Genomic DNA, 20,819 nt, shown 5'->3' on the forward strand with positions numbered 1-20,819 from the left:
ACACGCAGAGTAGTCACGGGCGGTACCGCGCACTCCGGTAGCGTCGGGCGGGTGAGTTCACCCACCGGCCCCGCGGCCAAGACCGAGCGCCTGCTCAACCTCGTGCTCTGCCTGCTCTACACGCGCCGGCCGCTGCCCAAGTCCAAGATCCGCGACATCGTGCCGCAGTACGGCGACGCCGCGAGCGACGAGGCCTTCGACCGGATGTTCGAGCGTGACAAGGACGAGCTGCGCGAGCTCGGCATCCCGCTCGTCACGGCCGAGATCGGCGGGGTCTGGGACGACGAGGTGGGGTACCGCATCGACCAGCGCGAGTACGCGCTGCCCGACATCGAGTTCGAGCCCGACGAGCTGGCCGTCCTCGGCCTGGCCAGCCGCACCTGGGCGCACGCCTCGCTGGCCGGTCCCGCCGCCCAGGCCCTGCGCAAGCTCAAGGCCGCCGGCATCGAGCGGGACGGCGACTCGCTCATCGGCATCGAGCCGCGGCTCGGCACGAGCGAGCCCGCCTTCGAGCCGGTGAAGAACGCCGTCGTCGGCCAGCAGACCATCTCCTTCGGCTACCGCACCGGCGGGCAGGGCGAGGTCAACACCCGGCGCGTGCAGCCGTGGGGTCTGGCCTCCTGGCACGGCCGCTGGTACCTCACCGGGTTCGACCTCGACCGGGGCGCACCCCGGGTCTTCCGCCTCTCGCGCATCGATGGTGCCGTCTCGGTCGTGCGCAAGGCGGAGCCGTACACCGTCCCCGCCGACCACCGGGCCCAGGAGATGATCGCCTCGACCGTCGGCGAGCAGGAACCCCGGACCTCGGTCGTCCGGGTCCGCGAGGGCCGCGGACAGTCGCTGCGCCGCCGTGGCACCGCCGTCGGCACCGAGGGGGAGTGGACCGTCCTCGAGGTGCCCTTCTCCGACCCCTACGCGTTCGCCGACGAGGTGAGCGGGTATGGCGCGGACGTGGTCGTGAGCGAGCCCCCCGAGGTCCGCGACCTCGTCGTCGAGCGCCTGCGCGGGGCCGTCCGGGCCCACGCCGCCGTCGCCTCGGCCCCGACCAACGGAGGAGCCGCATGAGCACCCCCGAGACCGCGACCGCCCGACTCACGCGGTTGCTGACGATGGTGCCGTGGCTGGTCAACCGCCAGGGCATCGACACCGGTCAGGCAGCGGCCGAGCTAGGCATCAGCGTCGACCAGCTCGAGGCCGACCTGCGGCTGCTCTACCTGTGCGGGTACGGCCAGATGCCGGACGAGCTCATCGACGCCCAGTGGGAGAACGGCCGGGTGTTCGTCACCAACGCCGACACCATCGCGCGGCCCCTGCGGCTCGGGCGCGACGAGGCCCTCACCCTCATGGTCGGGCTGCGCGCCCTCGCCGCCGTCCCCGGGCTGGGGGAGCGCGACGCCATCGAGCGCGCCATGGCCAAGCTCGAGGAGGCCACCGGCGCCAGTGCCGAAGCCGCCTCCCGCGTCGAGGTCGCCATCAGCGAGGGCGTCGAGGCCGGGCTGCTCGCCGACGCCCGGCGCGCCGTGGAGGGCCACCGGCGGATCCACCTGCGCTACCTCGTGCCCAGCCGCGACGAGTCCACCGAGCGCGACGTCGACCCCATGCGCGTGGTGAACATCGACGCCAAGTGGTACCTCGAAGGGTGGTGCCACCGGGCGCAGGACACCCGGCTGTTCCGGATGGACCGCATCGAGTCGCTCGAGGTCCTCGACGTCGACGGCACGCCGCCGGCCGAGGCCGAGCTGCGCGACCTCGACGCCGGCACCTTCACCCCGCGCGCCGACGACACCCTCGTCACCCTGCACCTGGGCCGTGGTGCGGCCTGGGTCGCCGACTACTACCCGGTGGAGACCGTCGAACCGGGACCGGACGGGTCGCTCACGGTGACCCTGCGCACCGCCGACACGCTGTGGCTGCGCCGGCTCGTCTGGCGACTCGGGGGCCACGGCACCGTCGTCTCACCCCCCGAGCTGGCCCGCACGGTGACCGACGGCGCGGCCGCAGCCCTGGCGGCATACGGCATCGACGCCTCCGCGCCCAGCGCGGACGGGTAGGGTCGGGCACATGTGGTGGTGGGTCCTGATCTGGGTGCTTCTCGTGCTGATCGCGGTGGGCTACCTCGCGAGCCGCGCGTGGGGCGTCTGGGGCCAGGTCAAGGAGCTCAACACCGAGATCGGGCGTGCGTCCGAGACGGTGTCGGCCCTGCAGGCCCAGACCGAACGGCTCGGTGACCCCGCCCCACCCGTCGAACCCGCCATCTTCGGCGACCCCCGCCAGCTGCGCCGGGAACGCGAGGTCACCCGTGCTTCGTTGAAGCAGCAGCGGCGCGCCCGACAGGCGTCTCGCCGTCCGGCTTGGGCACGGCATCTAGACTGACCACAGGTACGGGAGTCGAAGGGCGCTCCCGGCCAGGCACACCGACTATCGCAGATCACCCGTTCGGGTGGTCGAGAGGACTGAATTCCATGGGTCGCGGACTCTTCGAAGGCTGGCACATCATCGTCCTGCTGGTCCTGCTGGTGGTGCTCTTCGGCTTCAAGCGGCTCCCCGACGCCGCTCGCAGCATCGGTCGCTCCATGCGCATCTTCAAGTCGGAGGTGCACGAGATGAAGAACGACGGGAAGAGCGCTGCGAGCAGCGACACCGTCAAGGGTGAGGCCGTGGCCGACCCCCAGGCCCCGGGCGCCACCGCGCCGGGCAGGACGCAGGCGGCTCCCGGTGCGACGACTGCCGCCTCGCCCATCACCGAGGACAACAGTCCCCGCACGGACAACGCCACCGGTCTCTGACCGAACACGAGTAGAACCACCGAGACCGACTGATCATGGCCTTTCGTCGTGCCCGCAGTCCCGAAGGCCGCATGACTCTCGGTGACCACCTGCGCGAGCTCCGTCGGCGGTTCCTGATCTCGGCCATCGCCGTGCTGCTCGGGGGCGTGCTGGGCTGGATCTTCTACCCGCAGGTCTACGCGCGCCTGGCAGCGCCCTTCAACGACTACAAGCTGGCCAACCCGCAGAGCGTCATCAGCCTCAACTTCGGGAACGCCACGGCGGCCTTCTCCCAGCAGGTCAGCCTCTCGATCTTCGTCGGCGTCATCGCCTCGAGCCCCGTGTGGCTCTACCAGGTCTGGGCGTTCATCCTCCCGGGGCTGACGAAGAAGGAACGCAACATCTCGCTGGCGTTCATCGCGGCGATCTTCCCCTTGTTCCTTGCTGGTTGCGGCTTGGCCTACTTCGTCCTCCCGGCCGTGCTGGCGGTCCTGTACGGGTTCACCCCCGCCGGCGCCTCGAACATCCAGCAGGTGTCCGAGTACTTCAGCTTCGTCACGCGGTTCATCCTGGTCTTCGGAGCCGCCTTCCTGCTGCCGGTGTTCCTCGTGGCGCTCAATGCGATCGGCATCCTCCCCGCATCGGCGATGCTCAAGGCGTGGCGACCCGCCATCTTCGGCATCTTCGTCCTCTCGGCCATCGCGACGCCCACACCGGACGCCTTCACGATGTTCCTCATGGCCATCCCGCTCACGGTCCTCTACTTCGTCGCGATCCTCGTGAGCAAGCTGATCGAGCGGCGCAAGCGCAAGGCACGGCCCGACTGGGTCGAGGTTCCGGACGACGAGGCCTCGACGCTCTGAAGCCGTCCCCCGACACCTTCCGGGACGGTGCCGCAGCGCCGTCGTGGAGCGGTAGCCTCCGCGCGTGAGCAAGCGCATCGGCCTGGTCGTGAACCCGACGTCGGGCAAGAACCGCGGCATGAGCCTGGGCCTCGAGGTGGCCCACCGCATGCGGGCCGCCGGCCACGAGGTGCTCGACCTCTCGGACGAGTCGTATGCCGCCGCGCGGGACCGTGCGCTCGGGGCGATCGCCCAGGGCATCGACGTGCTCGCCGTCGTCGGCGGTGACGGCATGGCGCACCTCGGCGTCAACCTCGCTGCCGAGACGAAGGTCCCGCTGGCGCTCATCGCAGCCGGCACCGGCAACGACATCGCGCGCGGCCTCGGCCTGCCCGTCCACGACCCGGTCCGCGCCGCCGACCTCGTGAGCACCGGGCTGCCCCGCACCATCGACGCGGTGCGCCACGTGGACGAGCACGGGCGACCGCGGTGGTTCGGCGGCGTCCTGGGGGCCGGGTTCGACTCGCTCGTCAACGAGCGCGCCAACACCTGGCCGTGGCCCAAGGGGCAGATGCGCTACAACCTGGCGATCCTGCGCGAGCTGCCCCTGTTCAGGGCGATCCCGTACGCCGTGACGGTCGACGGGGTGCGCCACGAGACGCGCGCGATGCTCGTCGCCGTCGGGAACGGCCCCAGCTACGGGGGCGGGATGCAGGTCCTGCCCGACGCCCGGATGGACGACGGGCTCATCGACGTCCTGGTGCTGCACGAGATCAGCACCGTGGAGTTCCTCAAGGTGTTCCCCACGGTGTTCAAGGGCGCGCACGTCGGCCATCCCGCGGTCGAGATCCTGCGCGGGCGCCAGGTGACCCTGGAGGCCGCCGGGATCGTCGCCTACGCCGACGGCGAGCGGTTCGCCCCGCTGCCCCTGACGGTCGAGGTCGTGCCCGGCGCGGTCACGGTGCTGGCACCCTCCCCGCACCGACCCGGCGCCTGACGTAGCCTCGGCACCATGTCGACCCCTGCCGAGCGGTTCGCTGCCTCTGCCGCGCGCTCGCCCGCCCGCAACCCGCAGCTCGCGGTGTTCACGGCGGGTCTCGAGTTCCCCCTCGACGACTTCCAGGAGAAGGCGTGCCGGGCCGTCGAGGCCGGCCGAGGTGTCCTCGTCGCCGCTCCCACCGGCGCCGGCAAGACGATCGTCGGCGAGTTCGCGGTGCACCTGGCGCTGGCCACGGGGCGCAAGGCGTTCTACACGACCCCCATCAAGGCCCTGTCCAACCAGAAGTACGCCGACCTGGTCCGTCGCCACGGTGCCGCCAACGTCGGCCTGCTCACCGGCGACTCCTCGATCAACGGTGAGGCGCCCGTGGTGGTCATGACCACCGAGGTCCTGCGCAACATGATGTATGCCGGGTCCACCACCCTGCGCGGCCTCGGCTTCGTGGTGATGGACGAGGTGCACTACCTCGCCGACCGTTTCCGCGGCGCCGTCTGGGAAGAGGTCATCATCCACCTCGCGGAGGACGTGCAGGTCGTCTCGCTGTCGGCGACCGTGAGCAACGCCGAGGAGTTCGGCGACTGGCTGGCCGAGGTCCGTGGCAACCACGAGGTGATCGTCTCCGAGCACCGTCCCGTGCCCCTGTGGCAGCACGTCATGGTCGGCCAGGGTGTTTACGACCTGTTCGTCGACGAGCTCTCGGCGCCGACCACGGGCGCGGACGCGACGCGGGTGAACCCCGAGCTGCTGCAGGCGATCCGGACGACCGAGCAGCGGGGTCGCTGGGACGACGCCGGCCGCACCGCCGGGCGGGGCGGGGGCGGTCGCCTCCCGCACCACGGCAGGGGGGCTCCCCGCGGTCCGGGTGGCGGTCACGGCGGACGGGGTATGGCGCGCGGCGGCTCCGGTGGCGGCCCGGGCGGTGGCGGCCGTCCCGGCGGGGGAGCGACGCGCTCCGAGGTCGTGGCCCGGCTCGACCGCGACGGCCTGCTCCCGGCGATCACCTTCATCTTCAGCCGGGTGGGTTGCGAGGGCGCGGTCCAGCAGCTGCTGCGCGACGGTGTGCACCTCATCCCCGAGGCGGAGGGGGACCGCATCCGACGCACCGTCGAAGAGCGCATCCAGGGCCTGGCGGAGGAGGACCTGGGGGTCCTCGGGTACTGGGACTTCGTAGAGGGCCTGTCGCGCGGGTTCGCCGCCCACCACGCCGGCATGCTGCCGACCTTCCGCGAGATCGTCGAGGAGCTGTTCACGGCCGGTCGGATCCGGGCGGTCTTCGCAACCGAGACCCTGGCGCTCGGCATCAACATGCCGGCCCGCACCGTGGTCCTCGAGAAGCTCGTGAAGTTCAACGGTGAGACGCACGCGGACATCACCCCGGCCGAGTACACCCAGCTCACCGGTCGCGCGGGCAGGCGTGGCATCGACATCGAAGGTCACGCCCTCGTCCTGTGGAACCGTGGCCTGGACCCGCTGTCCGTGGCGGGGCTCGCCTCGACGCGGACGTACCCCCTGCGCTCGAGCTTCCGCCCGACCTACAACATGGCGGTGAACCTCGTCGCCCAGGTGGGGCGCGAGACGGCGCGCGAGATCCTCGAGACGTCGTTCGCGCAGTTCCAGGCGGACCGCGCGGTCGTCGGGATCGCCCGGGCGGTGCGCCGCAACGAGGAGGGGCTCGAGGGCTACTCCGAGGGGATGGCGTGCCACCTCGGTGACTTCAACGAGTACGCCGGGATCCGCCAGGAGATCGCCCGGCTCGAGAAGGACGGTGCCAAGGCGCGTTCGGCGGGCCGCCGGGCCGAGGCCGCGGTCTCGTTGGAGGCGTTGCGCATCGGCGACGTCATCAAGGTCCCCTCGGGCCGCAACGCCGGGTGGGCCGTGGTGGTGCAGCCCTCGAAGTCCTACCGCGGCGAGGCCCCCGCCCCGACGGTGGTGACCGAGGACAAGCAGCTGCGCAAGCTCACCCTCGTCGACGTCCCCGAACCCGTGGAGGCGATCGCCCACGTCAAGGTGCCGCCACACTTCAACGCCAAGAGCCCCAAGGCCCGTCGCGACCTCGCGACGTCGCTGCGCATCGCCGTGCCGCACGAGCCGCCGCCGAGGCGCCGGGCGGAGTCGCAGCCGGGCGAGGACGAGAAGATCGCCGAGCTGCGCCGCCAGCTGCGCGCCCACCCCTGCCACCAGTGCCCCGACCGAGAGGACCACGCCCGCTGGGCCGAGCGGTGGTGGCGGCTCAAGCGCGAGACCGTCGGCCTGCAGCGCAAGGTCGAGGGCCGCACCAACTCGGTGGCCCGCACGTTCGACCGGATCTGCGAGCTCCTGACCGAGATGGGGTACCTCGGCGAGGGCGGGACGACCGTGACCCCCCAGGGGGAGAACCTGCGCCGCCTCTACACCGAGAAGGACCTGCTGGCCGCCGAGTGCCTGCGCCTGGGCGTCTGGCAGCGGCTCGACCCGGCCGGCCTCGCTGCCATCGTGTCGGTCCTGGTCCACGAGCCCCGGCGCGACGAGACGGACCCGTCCCCGCGGATGCCCGGCGACGACGTCGCCGAGGCGGTCACGGAGATGAACCGGCTCTGGTCGGTCCTCGAGGACCGCGAGCGCGACCTCGGCCTGCCGCTGACGGGGGAGCCCGACGCCGGCATGGCGTGGATGATGCACCGCTGGGCGTCCGGCCAGAAGCTCGACTACGTCCTGCGTGGCCAGGACATGGCAGCCGGTGACTTCGTCCGGCGCTGCAAGCAGGTGGTCGACCTGCTCGGGCAGATCGCCGATGCCGCGCCGGAGCCGCAGCTGCGCACCACCGCCCGCAAGGCGATCGACGCGGTGATGCGCGGGGTGGTCGCGGCCGACCGCCTCGACTGACCAGCTGCCCGGACCGGGCGGCATACCGCTGCGTGGGATCCGGCAGGGCACTGTGGGCCCCGCCGGGTGAGGATGGCAGGGTGACCCACCCCGCCACCACCTCCCGCCCCGGCACGGGCGACGACCACCAGCCCGACCAGCAGGACCAGCCGGACCCTCGGCGGTGGAAGGCCCTGGCGGTCTGCCTCGTCGCGGGGTTCATGACCCTGCTCGACGTGAGCATCGTCAACGTCGCGCTGCCCAGCATCGAGCAGGGACTGTCGGCGACGTCGAGCGACCTGCAGTGGGTGGTGTCGGGGTACGCCCTGACGTTCGGGCTGGTCCTGGTCCCCGCCGGGCGGCTGGGCGACGCGACCGGTCGACGTCGGATGTTCGTCGCCGGCGTGGTGGTGTTCGGCGTCGCCAGCCTGCTGTGCGGGCTCGCCACCAGCAGTGCGCTCCTCGTCGCCGCCCGCCTCCTCCAGGGCATCGGCGGCGGCCTGCTCAACCCGCAGGTCTCCGGGCTCATCCAGACGCTGTTCAGGGGTTCGGAGCGGGCCCGCGCCTTCGGGATGCTCGGGGCCACGATCGGCATCTCCACCGCCGTCGGACCGATCGCCGGTGGGGTCATCCTCAGCCTCCTCGGGGCCGACGCGGGGTGGCGGTGGATCTTCTTCGTCAACCTGCCCGTCGCGGTGGCCGCCGTCGTCCTGGCGCTGCGCTGGATCCCGGCCGCCGAGGCGCACGAGGGGGCCCGCCGGCGCCAGGACCTCGACCCCGTGGGCGTCGTGCTGCTCGGCGCCGGAGTCCTCGCCCTGCTCCTGCCTCTCGTCGAGAGCGGTCGCGGCTCGTCGTCGTCCTCGGTGCCCGGGTGGATCGCTGCCGTCGGCGCGGCGCTGCTGGCGCTGTTCGTCCTGTGGGAGCGCCGCTACACCTCGCGCGGCCACACACCCCTGGTCGACCTGCGCCTCTTCCGGCTCCCCGGGTACGCCTCCGGTGCGATCGTGGCCACCGTCTACTTCTCCGGCTTCACCGGCATCTTCTTCGTCCTGACCATCTACCTCCAGCAGGGCCTGGGCTACTCCGCGCTGCTCGCCGGTCTGGCCGTCACCCCGTTCGCCGCAGGGTCAGCCGTGATGTCCGCGGTGGGCGGACGCCTCGTGCCGCGGTTCGGTCGTTCGCTGGTCACCTGGGGCCTGGTCCTCGTCGTGGTCGGCCTGGTTGCGACCGATGTCGTCCTGTCGACGGTGGAGGGCTCGCGCACCGGGTGGTATGCCGCGCTGCCGCTGCTGCTCGCCGGTCTGGGCAGCGGGATGGTGATCTCCCCGAACATCACGCTCACGCTCGCCGACGTGCCGGTCGAGCGGGCCGGAACCGCCGGTGGGGTGCTGCAGACCGGTCAGCGGATCGGGACCGCCGCCGGGATCGCGCTGATCGGGACGGTCTTCTTCGCCGCGGCGAAGGACGGTGGCGCCTCGGGCGCTGCCGTCTCCCTCCGGGTGGCCACGGGCCTCGTCGTGCTCTCCCTGGTCGCGAGCCTGGCCGACGTGTGGCTGCGGCGCCGAGCGAACGGCGAGGCGGCCGCGTAGCCGGACGCGCGCCATACCGGGCCGCACGCTGCGCCGGGGTGCCGGGACCCCGGTCGGTTCACTCGATGCGCAGCGCGGCCAGGACGCGGTTGAACGAGCTGGTCACGCCGAACTCCGACGCCACGCGACTCATGAGCACCGGGTCCGCCACCTCGGTCGGCAGCGTCATGTCGACCTCGTCGACCGGGGCGTCCGGGGCCACCTGGACGACCTTGGGGGCGACGTCGAGGTAGGCGGCGCCGGCCTCCAGCCGGGCTCGCTGGGCTCCCTTGATCTCGGGGTCGCCGCTGTCGACCGCCTCACGCAGGGCGACGAGCGTGCCGTACTTCTCGATCAGCTTGGCGGCGGTCTTCTCGCCGATCCCGGCGACCCCGGGCAGCCCGTCGCTGGCGTCGCCGCGCAGGACGGCCATGTCGGCGTACGCGGGTCCGTTGGCCACGGCGTACTTCGTCTGCAGGAACGCCTCGTCCACCAGGTCGGGGTCGCGGACGCCGCCGCGCGCGGTGTAGATGACGCGGACGTTCGCGGCGTCGTCGACGAGCTGGAACAGGTCGCGGTCACCGGTGACGACGTCGATGGCCATCGTCCCCTTGTGGCGCGCGGTGAGCGTCCCGATGACGTCGTCGGCCTCGAACCCGTCGGCCCCCAACCGCGGGAATCCCAGTGCCTCCAGGGCGTCACGGATCACGGGGACCTGCGGCGTCAGGAGCTCGGGGGACTCCTCCTCGGCGAGCGACCCGTCAACCAGGCGGTGCGCCTTGTAGGTGGGGATGGCGTCGACCCGGAACGCGGGACGCCAGTCGTTGTCCCAGCAGGCGACGAAGTGGGTCGGCTGGTGGGTGCCGATGAGCGAGGCGATCATGTCGAGGAACCCGCGGATCGCGTTGGTCGGCGGCTCGGAGTCGTCCTTGCGCTGGTCCGGCACCCCGAAGAACGCTCGGAAGTACAGGGAGGCGGAGTCGAGCAGCATGAGGCGTGCGGCCGGCGCGGAGGTCATGGGGCCCATGCTGCCACCACGGAGGGGTCCGCCTCAGTAGGCTGCTGCCGTGGAAGACCTCGATCGGCGCATCGTCGCCCTGCTGCGCTCGGACGGCCGGATGAGCTACACCGACCTCGGCAAGGCGATGGGCCTGTCGACCTCAGCCGTGCACCAGCGTGTCCGCCGCCTGGAGGAGCGCGGCGTGATCAAGGGGTACACCGCGATCGTCGACCACACCGCGCTCGACCTGCCGCTCACGGCGTTCATCTCGATCAGCCCGCTCGACCCGGCAGCGCCCGACGACATCCCCGACCGCCTGCGCGACATCGGCGAGCTCGAGGCCTGCCACTCGGTCGCGGGGGAGGAGAACTACATCCTCAAGGCGCGGGTGAAGACCCCCGGCGACCTCGAGGTGCTGCTGGCCCGTGTCCGCGCCGCCGCCAACGTCGCCACCCGGACCACGGTCGTCCTCTCCACCCCCTGGGAGTAGCACTCCCGATCGCGAGGCCGCTCAGCCGCGGTCGCAGGCCTCACTCCACCGCGCCTCGTGCGCGGCGATGAAGTCGGTGGTGGCACGCCAGTGCTCGCCGTGGCCCGCCTCGTACATCGAGGCCCAGGGCTCCTCACCCTCACCGTGGGCCCGCAGCAGCCAGTCGTGCATCGCCTCTGCCCGGTGCACCATCGTGGACGGCAGGGCGGTGCGGAGCACGCGGTCGGCGCCGTAACCGTCGAGGAACGCCGCCAGCCGGTCTGCGGCCACGTCGACATCGGCGTCCGGGAACAGGTGGGCGAACGAGATGGCGGCGTAGGCCACGTCCCACAGCCGGGTCGAGGGCCCGGCTCCGTCCCAGTCGATGAAGACCAGGCGGTCTCCGTCGATGACCAGGTTCCACGCGGCAAGGTCGTTGTGGCACAGCAGGTCCGGCTCGGCCGCCGGCAGCAGCACCGGCCAGTCGGTCGGGACGGCCAGCCCCTCGCTGGCGTCGTGGATGGAGCGCACGACACGACCTACCGCCCGGACCACGTCCTGCTGGAGCGGGCCGAGATCCATGGCGAGCTGCCCCGGGACGTACTCCAGCACGAGGCGTCCGGCGCCGTCCCTGCCCAGCGGCTCCGGCACGTCCACCCCGCCGGCCCGCAGCGTCCGGAGGTACTCGACGGTGCGCCCGCTGGTCGCCAGCCACGGCTTGCGGACCGTGCCCGCGACGCGGACGACCCGACCCGACGCGTTGCCCCCGGCCAGCAGCTCCTCGTCCTCCGTCGACACGCCACCCAGCCTAGGTCGGGCGCTGCGCGTACAAGCGCAGCATCCTCGCCCTCAGCCGACGGCGCGGTCGGCGTCCTCGACGATCAGGCCCATGTTCATCATCGCGGCAGCCCGCACACCGGCACCGGCCGCGTGGATGACCTGGGCCATCGGGTCGGTGACGTTGCCGGCGACGTGGACGCCGGGCACGGAGGTCTGCCCGCCCATGGGGTCGCTCGGCACGTGCCGGCCGACCACGGTCTCGCCCATGAGGAAGTCGGCCGCCTCGACCCCGAGCGACTCCAGGACCGCGGAACGTGCCGTGAAGCGCGGCGCGAGGACCACGGCCTCGCACGGCAGGACCGTGACCGCACCCTGGCTGCCGGAGACCTCGACACCGGTGAGCCGCCCGTCGTCCGAGACGAGTCGGCGAGCGGCGCCCTCGACCACCCGGACGCCCACCGCGGCCAGCCTGGCGGCGTCGACTCCGTCAGGAGCCGGCTGGCCGTCGAGCACCAGCGTGACGTCGTCCGACCACTGGCTGAAGTGCAGGGCGTGGTGGGCGGACATGGGGTTCGTGGCCAGGACGACCAGCGCCTTCCCCCGGACCTCCCAGCCGTGGCAGTAGGGGCAGTGGATCGCGGCGGTGCCCCAGTGCTCCCTCAGGCCCTCGATCGGGGGGAGCTCGTCGACCAGGCCGGTGGTGACGAGGAGACGTCGTGCGGCGAGCACGTCCCCACCGGTCAGGGTGACCTCGAACCCGCCCTCGACCGCCCTGGCGCCGACCGCACCCTCGAGCCGGAACCGGCCCCCGAACCCGACCAGCTCGTCACGGCCGATCGCGAGGAGCTCATGCGGCGCCATACCGTCGCGGGACAGGAACGAGTGCACCCCGTGGGCGGGTGCGTTACGTGGCTCGCCCGTGTCGAGGACGAGGACGTCCCGGCGGGCCCGGGCCAGCGTGGTGGCGGCGGCGAGGCCGGCGGGGCCGCCGCCGACGATGATGACGTCGTGGTTCATTTCCATGGCGCCACTGTGCTGGCCCACGAGACGAAACGACAAGGTATGTTGCCGACATGGCAAACGACTCCCTCGCCGACCTCGGTCCCCGCCTCCGGCGGCTGCGGACCGCGCGCGACCTCACCCTGGCCCAGGTGGGCGAGGAGACCGGCCTGTCGGTCAGCACCCTGTCACGCCTCGAGTCCGGCGGGCGGCGCGCGACCCTCGAGCTGCTGCTGCCGTTGGCGCGGGTCTACGGCGTCACCCTCGACGAGCTCGTCGACGCGCCCGCCACGGGCGACCCGCGCATCCACGCCAAGCCCATCGAGGCCTATGGCGGCACGATCGTCCCGCTGACGAACCGCCCCGGGGGAGTCCGCGCGTTCAAGCACGTGATCCGTCCTCGCTCCCGGTCCGTGCCGGAGCCCGGCACCCACGAGGGCTACGAGTGGCTCTACGTCCTCGACGGGCACCTGCGCCTGGTCCTCGGCGAGCACGACGTCGTCCTCGGTCCGGGCGAGGTCGCCGAGTTCGACACGCGGGTGCCGCACTGGTTCGGCTGCGCCGACGACCAGCCCGTCGAGATGCTCAGCATCTTCGGCCCGCAGGGCGAGCGCATGCACGTCCGCGCCAAGCCCCGCACGAGATCGGCCGGGACGAGCTAGGGGGAGCCCTCGAGCTCGGCGAGGGTCAGCACCACGAGGCTCGCGGTCCACACGAGAGGGGCCGGTCCTGCCGGCGCGCCACTGCGCGTGACCTTCTCGGGGATCGACCCGTAGGCCGTGCGGTGCGCCGACAGCCAGTCGAGCCGGGCGTCCGCTGCGCGATCCCGACCCGAGGCGGCGTCGGTGAGCGCCAGCAGCGCCGTCTGCGGGGTCCAGGACGCCCCGCCCTTCTTCACCCACAGGACACCCGGCGCGACACCGCCGGCCGGTTGGGCGGCCTCCCGCTGGTACCTCACCCCCGCGGCGCGAACGGCCTTGACCACCGGTGCGGGGAGGTCGCCCTCCGCCGTGAACGGCGGCAGCAGCATGGCGACCGAGGCGTCGAGGCCACCCGCGTCCCCGAACCGCTGGTACCCCGGTCCCATCTCCCGGACCACCGTGCCGGCCAAGCGGGCCGCTGTCGTGCGCGTGCGCGCCGAAGCGGCGACGTCGCCGGTGGCCGCGTAGTCACGCCCCGCGGCAGCCAGCCCTGCGAGCATCGGCGCCACCGTGCCCAGCGAGGTCCGGGTGACCCGCACCTCCCAGTAGTCCGGGGACGGCGGGGGCAGCCGGTCGCCGCCGTCGACGAGCCGGGTCAGGGTCCGCACGCAGCGGTCGCGCAGCTCGTCGCTGGAAGGCGGGACCCCGCCTCCTGCGTCCCGGCGCACCTGCGCGATCGCCCACAGGACCCAGCCACAGCCGTCGGACTGCCGGGGCCGATCGGTCAGCGCACTGCCGTCGAGGGCGTACCGCGCCTGGAATCCGACGGCCGGGTCGAACTCGAGCCGCGCCAGGCGGTCGAGGACGGCTGCCGCGTCGCTCGCGTGGCCGCTGCGGCTCAGGGCGACCGCGGCGAAGGAACCGTCACGTGGCCAGAAGTAGCCCCAGGGACCACCGGGGCCGGCCGACACCGTGCCGTTGGCCTCGAGGTGGCTCCTGATGTCCACGAGCGCCCAGTGCGCCATGTCCTCCCAGGGCGTCCCGGCGCCGGGAACGGTCCCGGCGTCCAGCCAGCGGGCGTCGGCGTTCTCCTGGCCGTTCTCGGCATAGGCAGGGGCGGCCCGGTAGCCCGGCGCGCTGATGAGCCGTTCCTCCGGAGGCATGGCCTTCGGGCCTGCTGCGGCGCCACCCACCAGGGCCGCTGCGGCGAGGACAGCAGGCAGGACCAGCCGTCGCCTCACCCTGTGCCCCTCCCGCCGGCGGCCGCCCGGTGGCGGGCCGATCCCGTCACGCTAGTTCGCACTGGCCGGGAATCGGCCGAAGTCTGCGAAGTTTCCGCGGATCGACCGCTCCCTGGACGAGGACTGTCGAGAAGGACCGTCGAGAAGGACTGTCGAGAAGGACCGGACAGCTGCACCGGGGACTCGCACGGCCGGCGAGAGCGGCGGACGCGATCAGCGCGCGATCGGGGCCACGGTGGCACCGGTGGCAGCCACCAGGTCGACCGGGGCCAGGGACAGGTCGAGCCCACGGTGCCCACCGGAGACGTAGACCACGTCGAACCCCGTTGCGCTCTCGTCGAGCACGGTCGGCAGCGCCTTCTTCTGACCGATGGGGGAGATGCCGCCGACGACGTACCCCGTGCTGCGCTCGGCGGCGGTCGGGTCGGCCATGGCGGCCTTCTTCCAGCCCAGGGCGGCCGCGACGGCCTTGAGGTCGAGGCTGCGGTCGACGGGGACGATGCCCACGGCGAGCCCGCGCTCGCCCTCGACGAGCAGGGTCTTGAACACCTGCCCCGGCGGCACCGACAGCGCGGCCGCGGCCTCCAGTCCGTAGGAGGCCGCGGCCGGGTCGTGCTCGTAGGGGTGGACCCCGAAGGCGACCCCCAGCCGCGTCAGCGCGGTGGTCGCCGGGGTGCCCGCACCGGACTCACGACGCTTGCCCACGAGGCGAGGTATGGCGCGTGGTCGGGGGCGGGTGGGGGCCGGGGTCAGCGCTTCTCGACGCTCTTGACGAAGGCCCAGACGGCGGGGAAGAGCCCGGCCGCCGCGAGGACCTTGATCCCGTCACCGATGAGGAAGGGCACGACACCCTTGTCGAGGGCGGTGGCGAAGTCCATGCCGGTGGCGTGCATGAGCCACGGGACACCGGCGGCGTAGACGAGCACGTTGCCGGCGACCATCGTCACGGCGGTCTTCGCCACCGTGCGGTCGCCACCACGCTGCGCGAGGGCGCCGACGAGGGTGGCGGCCAGCAGGTAGCCGACGACGTATCCGAAGGTGGCACCGCCGAACCCGTCCTTGTGACCGGCGAACCAGTTGACGCCGAGGCCACCCGCGACGAGGTACACGCCGAGGCTGAGCAGCGCGCGCACTCCACCGAGGGAGGCACCGGTCAGCAGCACCGCGAAGGTACCGAGCGTGAGGGGCACGGGCGTGCCGGGCAACGGCACGCTCCACTGGGCCAGCAGGCCGATGAACCCGGCGCCGGCGGCGACGAGCGCCAGGTCGCGGGCGAGGACGCCGACGGTCGCCGGGACGCCTGCGAGGGCGGGAACGTAGTCGGCGAGGACGCGCTTGCGGGGGAGGGCGATAGCAGTCACGGGAGCAACCTAGCGAAGCCGCGCCCCGCGGCATACCGACGTCTCACGTCGACCAGGTCACAACGGCGAGTCGCCCTCCGGCAGAAGGGGGGTCGGGCACCCGGGCGCCGGACAGCACGTCGCCCCCGTGCCGGACCGGCACGGGGGCGATGCTGGGACATCACTCGGTGGGACCCCCCGGTCAGACCAGGGCGATGTCGCGCTCGGAGGCCTCGCGGCTCGCGGCAGCCTGCTCGACCGCCACGGCGTGGGCGGCCTCGTGGTCGCCCTGCTCGCGCCACCACTGCTGGCCGGCCTCGGGCAGGGTGTGGATCGGGTCGTAGTAGACGTAGTCACGCGACAGGGCGTCGGTGTCGGCACCCTCGATCGAGGTGCGGTAGTTCTTGCGCCAGAACGACATCCCGCGCTCGGTGTCGTAGCTGTCGACCTGGTGGACCCAGCGCTTGCCGACGTAGGGCACGTCGCAGACGATGCGCGGCGTCGCGAACCCCGGCAGGTAGCCCATCATCGAGTGCTGCAGGTGCTGGGCCTCGGCGAGCGAGACGCGCCAGTGCTCGCTGAACGGGATCATGTCGCACATGTAGAAGTAGTACGGCGTGATCATCGCGTCGTCCTGGAGGGCGAAGCACAGGTCGAGCAGCTGCTCGGTGGTGTCGTTGACACCACGCATCAGCACGCCCTGGTTGCGGACGTCGCGCACGCCGGCCTGGAGCATCGCCTTGGCGGCGTCGGCCACCAGCGGGGTCACGGACTGGGCGCTGTTGACGTGGGTGTGGATCGCGAGGGAGACGCCGCGCGACCGCGCCTTGGCGGACACGCGGGCCACGCCCTCGACCACGTCGTCCTGCAGCCAGTGCTGGGGCAGCCCCATGAGCGCCTTGGTGGCCAGGCGGATGTCGCGGATGTTCTCGACGTCGAGCAGCTTGTCGAGGAACCCCTCGAGGTTCTTCCACGGCATGTTGGCCACGTCGCCACCGGAGACGACGACGTCGCGCACCTGCGGGGTGCGCTGCAGGTAGTCCAGCATCGCGGCGTACCGGTCGACCGGCTTGCCGGTGAGCTTGAGCTTGTCGATGACCGCGGTCGAGTTGCCGACCAGGTCCATGCGGGTGCAGTGGCCGCAGTACTGCGGGCAGGTCGGCAGCATCTCGGCCAGGACCTTGGTGGGGTAGCGGTGGGTCAGCCCCTCGACGGCCCACATGTCGTGCTCGTGGAGGCTGTCGCGGGTCGCGTGGGGGTGGCTCGGCCAGTCGGTGCGACGGTCGGAGAACACAGGGAGCATGTATCGGCGCACCGGGTCGGCGTAGAACGCGCGGGTGAACTCGACCCCGGCGCCCGGCATGGAGCCGTCGGCCCAGGTCTGCTCGCTGACCATGGTGTTCATCATCTGCGGCGGCACGAGCATCGACATCGTGGCCCGCTCGGCCTGGTCGCGCTCGAGGTCGGCGTAGAACGCCTCGGTGAGCAGGTCGCCCATCAGCTCGCGGAGCTGGCGGAGGTTCTTGATGCAGTGGGCGCGCTGCCACTGGGCGCTGGCCCAGTCCTGGGCGGTCACGTCCTTCCAGCCCGGGAACCGGGTCCAGTCGGGCTCGACCAGCTCGCGGTGCCGGTAGACGTAGGGCTGCTCGATCAAGGTGCTCATACGTGGCAGGATACGGGACAGGTTCCTCTGTTCGTGAACCTTCACCGCAAGATCTTCGCCCCGTGTCGCAATTTCAGGGAGATTCTGTGTCAGTCGCCGCCGGAAACCGCACCACGCCGTCCTCACCGGTCGGGCTGCACCGCGTCCTCGACCCGGTCGGCGCGTCCCTGCCGCAGGCGGCGCAGCGGCTGGACGCCGCGCCCGGCCTGTGGCCGGACGAGGTGCGGATCAGCATCGAGACGCTCAACCTCGACGCGGCCTCCTACCGCCAGCTCTCCGAGAAGCACGGTGGCGACGGCGCGGCGGTGCGGGCCGAGGTGCTCGACATCGTCGCCACCCGCGGCAAGATGCAGAACCCCGTCACGGGATCGGGCGGCATGCTCATCGGCACCGTCGAGGAGGTCGGCCCCGAGTCCACGCTCGGCCTGTCCGTGGGCGACCGGGTCGCCACCCTGGTCTCGCTGTCGCTGACGCCACTCGTCATCACGGACGGCCTGGCCGGCTGGGACGGCCGTTCGGAACGCGTCCCGGCGCAGGGCCACGCCATCCTCTTCGGCCGCTCCATCGCCGCCCAGCTGCCCGACGACCTCAGCCCCGACCTCGCCCTCATGGTCATGGACGTCTGTGGCGCACCGGCGCTCGTCTCCAGGGTGGTGGGGGAGTATGCCGCGCGCGGCGTCCGCCCCGTCGTGGCGGTCCTCGGGGGCGCGGGCAAGTCCGGCTCGCTGTCGCTGGCCGCGGCCACCGAGGCAGGCGCCTCACGCACCCTCGGCGTCGTCCCGCACGAGCGCGAGGCTGCGCTCCTGCGCGCCAGCGGCCTGGCCGACGAGGTCGTCGTGGCCGACGCCCGCAGCCCGCTGGGCCTGTCGGAGGCCGTCGCCGCCGCAGGCGGACCGGCCGACGTCACGGTCGTCTGCGTGGACGTCCCCGGCTGCGAGCAGCCCGCCATCCTCTCGACCGCCCAGGGCGGGACCATCATCTTCTTCTCCATGGCGACCAACTTCGCCGCCGCGGCGCTCGGCGCCGAGGGCGTCGCGGCCGACGTGCGCATGCTGGTCGGCAACGGGTACGTCCCCGGCCACGCGGCATACGCCCTCGAGCTGGTGCGCGGCAACGCGGCGGTGCGGTCCTTGTTCGAGGGCCGGCTCGAGGAGTAGGGACCTCCGAACGGTAGGGACCAAGGGCCCGGTCCGGACCCTCGAGGCCGTGGTCGGATCGGGCCATGACGACCGTCGCCCCCGCCCCGGCCACTTCCTCCGACGCCTCCAGCACGGCCAGCAGCACCACCTACCTCCCCGAGGAGCTGGCCCTCGACCTGCGCTGGTGGGCGGCGGCGAACTACCTGACCGTCGGGCAGATCTACCTGCGCGACAACGCCCTGCTCCGCGAGCCCCTCCGCCTCGAGCACACCAAACCGCGGTTGCTCGGGCACTGGGGGACCAGCCCCGGCCTGTCGATGGTCTACGCGCTGGTCAACCGCCTCATCCGCCGGACCGGGTCGGACTGGCTGTACGTCACCGGCCCCGGGCACGGTGGACCGGCGCTCGTCGCCGCCGCGTGGCTCGAGGGCACCTACAGCGAGGTCTACCCGCGGATCGCCGCCGACGGTGACGGGGTGCGCGACCTGTTCCGCCAGTTCTCCTCGCCCGGTGGAATCCCCAGCCACGTCAGCGTGCAGACGCCGGGCAGCATCCACGAGGGCGGCGAGCTCGGGTACGCCCTCGTCCACGCAGCCGGCGCGGCGTTCGACCACCCCGACCTCACCGTCGCGTGCGTCGTCGGCGACGGAGAGGCCGAGACGGGGCCGCTGAGCGCGTCCTGGCGCCTGCCGACGTTCCTCAACCCCCGCCGCGACGGCGCGGTGCTGCCGATCCTGCACCTCAACGGCTACAAGATCGCCGGGCCGACGGTGCTCGGCCGCGCCAGCGACGAGGACGTCGAGGCCTACCTGCGCAGCCAGGGCTGGGACCCGGTCACCGTCTCCGGCGACGACCCGACGGTGGTGTTCCCGGCCCTGTTCGAGGCGCTGAGCAGTGCGCACGAGCGCATCGGCGCCCTGCAGGCCGCGGCCCGGACCGGCGACGGCCCGAGCGAACCGGTGCGCCACCGCTGGCCCGCGATCATCCTGCGCACGCCGAAGGGCTGGACCGGCCCCGACGTCGTCGACGGCGTCCAGGTCCAGGGGACCAACCGCTCGCACCAGGTGCCGCTGTCCGGGCTCGCCGAGAACCCCGAGCACCTGCGCCTCCTCGAGGACTGGTTGCGCACCTACCGTCCCGACGAGCTCTTCGACGACGCCGGACGGCTCGTCCCCGAGCTGCGCGCCCTCGCACCGGACGCCGACAAGCGCATGTCGGCCACGCCCTACGCCAACGGTGGACGCCTGCGCACCGACCTCCCGCCGGTGGACCTCGCCACCCACGAGGTGCCCCTGCCCGCGCGCGGCACGACGTGGGTCGAGAACACGCTCTCCTCCGGGGGCCTCATGCGGGACCTGTATGCCGCGACGGCGCGGCCCGACGGCGGCGGCACCTTCCGGGTGTTCTCCCCGGACGAGACCGCGAGCAACCGGCTGCAGTCGGTGTTCGAGGTGACCGACCGGAACTTCATGGGACCGCTGCTCGCCACCGACGACCACCTCGGACCGGACGGCCGGGTCATGGAGGTGCTCAGCGAGCACCTGTGCCAGGGCTGGCTCGAGGGGTACGTCCTCAGCGGACGGCACGGGGTGTTCGCGACGTACGAGGCGTTCGCCATGGTGTCGGCGTCGATGGCGGTCCAGCACGTCAAGTGGCTCCAGCACGCCAAGGACCTGCCGTGGCGCGCAGACGTGTCGTCGCTCAACGTGCTGCTGACCTCGACCTGCTGGCGCAACGACCACAACGGGTTCTCCCACCAGGGCCCCGGGCTGATCGACTGCCTCATCCCGCTCGCGCCGGACGTCGTGCGCGTGTGGTTCCCGCCGGACGCCAACACCGCCCTGTCCATCACCGACCACTGCCTGCGCAGCACCAACCACGTCAACCTCATCGTGGTCGACAAGCAGAAGCACCTGCAGTACCTCACGCTCGAGGAGGCGCACCGACACTGCGCCGCCGGTGCCGGCGTCTGGGACTGGGCGAGCACGGGCCGCGACGACGAGGAGCCCGACATCGTGCTGGCCTGTGCCGGTGACGTGCCGACCCAGGAGGCGCTCGCGGCCGCCGAGCTCCTGCACGAGCACGTGCCGGACCTGCGCGTGCGGTTCGTCAACGTCGTCGACCTCATGGCGATGCTGCCGGAGAACGACCACCCCCACGGGTTCTCCGACAGCCAGTTCGACGACCTCTTCACGCGGGACAAGCACGTGGTGTTCGCGTTCCACGGCTACCCGCGGGCGGTCCACCAGCTCGTCCACGGCCGCAGCAACCCCGGTCGCTTCCACGTCCGCGGGTTCAACGAGCAGGGCACGACGACGACGCCGTTCGACATGGTGGTGCTCAACGGGATGAGCCGGTTCCACCTGGCCAAGGAGGCGCTGCGCCGCGCCGACCGACGCCCCGACGGCTGGGACCGGTTCACCCGGTTGTGCGACGACCGGCTCGCCGAGCACACGACCTACATCCGCGAGCACCTCGCCGACCTGCCGGACATCGCCGACTGGACCTGGCGGGGGAGGGACGAGGCGTAG

The 20,819-nt window shown here is 72.3% G+C and carries 19 protein-coding genes; 12 read left to right on the forward strand and 7 right to left on the reverse strand.

What is annotated here, in order from left to right; translation table 11 throughout:
- Positions 1 to 51 precede the first annotated feature (51 nt).
- The 8 genes from ACYVKF_RS16590 (at position 52) to ACYVKF_RS16625 (ending at position 9,037) form a co-directional block, all read left to right on the forward strand.
- On the forward strand, positions 52 to 1,065 hold the full coding sequence (locus tag ACYVKF_RS16590) for a helix-turn-helix transcriptional regulator (RefSeq protein ID WP_460967850.1): 1,014 nt from the start codon (positions 52 to 54) through the stop codon (positions 1,063 to 1,065).
- Entirely contained in the window at positions 1,062 to 2,051 is a 990-nt protein-coding gene (locus ACYVKF_RS16595) for a helix-turn-helix transcriptional regulator (RefSeq protein WP_056919001.1), read from the forward strand. The genes ACYVKF_RS16590 and ACYVKF_RS16595 overlap by 4 nt, the downstream gene beginning before the upstream one ends.
- A gap of 10 nt (positions 2,052 to 2,061) precedes the next feature.
- Complete coding sequence (locus tag ACYVKF_RS16600) at positions 2,062 to 2,373, forward strand: hypothetical protein (RefSeq protein WP_056914419.1); 312 nt, start codon at positions 2,062 to 2,064, stop codon at positions 2,371 to 2,373.
- Positions 2,374 to 2,462: 89 nt separating this feature from the next.
- Positions 2,463 to 2,786, forward strand: coding sequence for a Sec-independent protein translocase subunit TatA (gene tatA / locus ACYVKF_RS16605; protein WP_056919002.1), 324 nt, complete (start codon positions 2,463 to 2,465; stop codon positions 2,784 to 2,786).
- Positions 2,787 to 2,857: 71 nt separating this feature from the next.
- Complete coding sequence (gene tatC / locus ACYVKF_RS16610) at positions 2,858 to 3,628, forward strand: twin-arginine translocase subunit TatC (RefSeq protein WP_056914420.1); 771 nt, start codon at positions 2,858 to 2,860, stop codon at positions 3,626 to 3,628.
- Between the two features lie 64 nt (positions 3,629 to 3,692).
- Positions 3,693 to 4,604, forward strand: a complete 912-nt coding sequence (locus tag ACYVKF_RS16615) for a diacylglycerol/lipid kinase family protein (protein WP_460967854.1) — start codon at positions 3,693 to 3,695, stop codon at positions 4,602 to 4,604.
- A 15-nt stretch (positions 4,605 to 4,619) separates the two neighbouring features.
- Entirely contained in the window at positions 4,620 to 7,469 is a 2,850-nt protein-coding gene (locus tag ACYVKF_RS16620) for a DEAD/DEAH box helicase (RefSeq protein WP_460967856.1), read from the forward strand.
- Between the two features lie 80 nt (positions 7,470 to 7,549).
- Positions 7,550 to 9,037, forward strand: coding sequence for an MFS transporter (locus tag ACYVKF_RS16625; RefSeq protein ID WP_460967858.1), 1,488 nt, complete (start codon positions 7,550 to 7,552; stop codon positions 9,035 to 9,037).
- 58 nt (positions 9,038 to 9,095) lie between these two features.
- Here ACYVKF_RS16625 and ACYVKF_RS16630 read toward each other — a convergent pair whose 3' ends face one another.
- Positions 9,096 to 10,034 carry a 5'-3' exonuclease gene (locus ACYVKF_RS16630; RefSeq protein WP_460967860.1) on the reverse strand — a complete coding sequence of 313 codons (939 nt, stop codon included), beginning with the start codon at positions 10,032 to 10,034 and terminating at the stop codon, positions 9,096 to 9,098.
- 49 nt (positions 10,035 to 10,083) lie between these two features.
- Here ACYVKF_RS16630 and ACYVKF_RS16635 point away from each other — a divergent pair, with 49 nt between their 5' ends.
- Positions 10,084 to 10,506, forward strand: a complete 423-nt coding sequence (locus ACYVKF_RS16635) for an Lrp/AsnC family transcriptional regulator (RefSeq protein ID WP_056914424.1) — start codon at positions 10,084 to 10,086, stop codon at positions 10,504 to 10,506.
- A 21-nt stretch (positions 10,507 to 10,527) separates the two neighbouring features.
- Here ACYVKF_RS16635 and ACYVKF_RS16640 read toward each other — a convergent pair whose 3' ends face one another.
- Entirely contained in the window at positions 10,528 to 11,283 is a 756-nt protein-coding gene (locus ACYVKF_RS16640) for a phosphotransferase (protein ID WP_460967862.1), read from the reverse strand.
- Positions 11,284 to 11,334: 51 nt separating this feature from the next.
- Entirely contained in the window at positions 11,335 to 12,288 is a 954-nt protein-coding gene (locus ACYVKF_RS16645; protein WP_460967864.1) for an NAD(P)/FAD-dependent oxidoreductase, read from the reverse strand.
- A gap of 50 nt (positions 12,289 to 12,338) precedes the next feature.
- Between ACYVKF_RS16645 and ACYVKF_RS16650 the strand changes: the two genes are divergently transcribed.
- Positions 12,339 to 12,926 carry a helix-turn-helix domain-containing protein gene (locus ACYVKF_RS16650; RefSeq protein ID WP_460967866.1) on the forward strand — a complete coding sequence of 196 codons (588 nt, stop codon included), beginning with the start codon at positions 12,339 to 12,341 and terminating at the stop codon, positions 12,924 to 12,926.
- Here the strand turns inward: ACYVKF_RS16650 and ACYVKF_RS16655 are convergent.
- The 4 genes from ACYVKF_RS16655 to ACYVKF_RS16670 all read right to left on the reverse strand — a co-directional run bounded on the left by ACYVKF_RS16655 (position 12,923) and on the right by ACYVKF_RS16670 (position 17,149).
- Positions 12,923 to 14,146 (reverse strand): glycoside hydrolase family 15 protein, encoded by a 1,224-nt coding sequence (locus tag ACYVKF_RS16655; protein ID WP_460967868.1) that lies wholly within the window; start codon positions 14,144 to 14,146, stop codon positions 12,923 to 12,925. The two genes, ACYVKF_RS16650 and ACYVKF_RS16655, sit on opposite strands and share 4 nt — an antisense overlap.
- Before the next feature lie 213 nt (positions 14,147 to 14,359).
- Positions 14,360 to 14,851, reverse strand: coding sequence for a Cys-tRNA(Pro) deacylase (gene ybaK, locus ACYVKF_RS16660; protein WP_056914429.1), 492 nt, complete (start codon positions 14,849 to 14,851; stop codon positions 14,360 to 14,362).
- 44 nt (positions 14,852 to 14,895) lie between these two features.
- On the reverse strand, positions 14,896 to 15,507 hold the full coding sequence (locus tag ACYVKF_RS16665) for a biotin transporter BioY (protein WP_056919011.1): 612 nt from the start codon (positions 15,505 to 15,507) through the stop codon (positions 14,896 to 14,898).
- Between the two features lie 181 nt (positions 15,508 to 15,688).
- Positions 15,689 to 17,149: a KamA family radical SAM protein gene (locus ACYVKF_RS16670; protein ID WP_056914431.1), complete on the reverse strand. Its 1,461-nt coding sequence runs from the start codon at positions 17,147 to 17,149 to the stop codon at positions 15,689 to 15,691.
- 86 nt (positions 17,150 to 17,235) lie between these two features.
- Between ACYVKF_RS16670 and kdd the strand changes: the two genes are divergently transcribed.
- Both kdd and ACYVKF_RS16680 read left to right on the forward strand, forming a co-directional pair.
- Positions 17,236 to 18,306: an L-erythro-3,5-diaminohexanoate dehydrogenase gene (gene kdd, locus ACYVKF_RS16675; protein ID WP_460967872.1), complete on the forward strand. Its 1,071-nt coding sequence runs from the start codon at positions 17,236 to 17,238 to the stop codon at positions 18,304 to 18,306.
- Positions 18,307 to 18,371: 65 nt separating this feature from the next.
- Positions 18,372 to 20,819 (forward strand): phosphoketolase family protein, encoded by a 2,448-nt coding sequence (locus ACYVKF_RS16680; RefSeq protein ID WP_460967874.1) that lies wholly within the window; start codon positions 18,372 to 18,374, stop codon positions 20,817 to 20,819.

This window comes from Pedococcus soli, assembly GCF_054782575.1.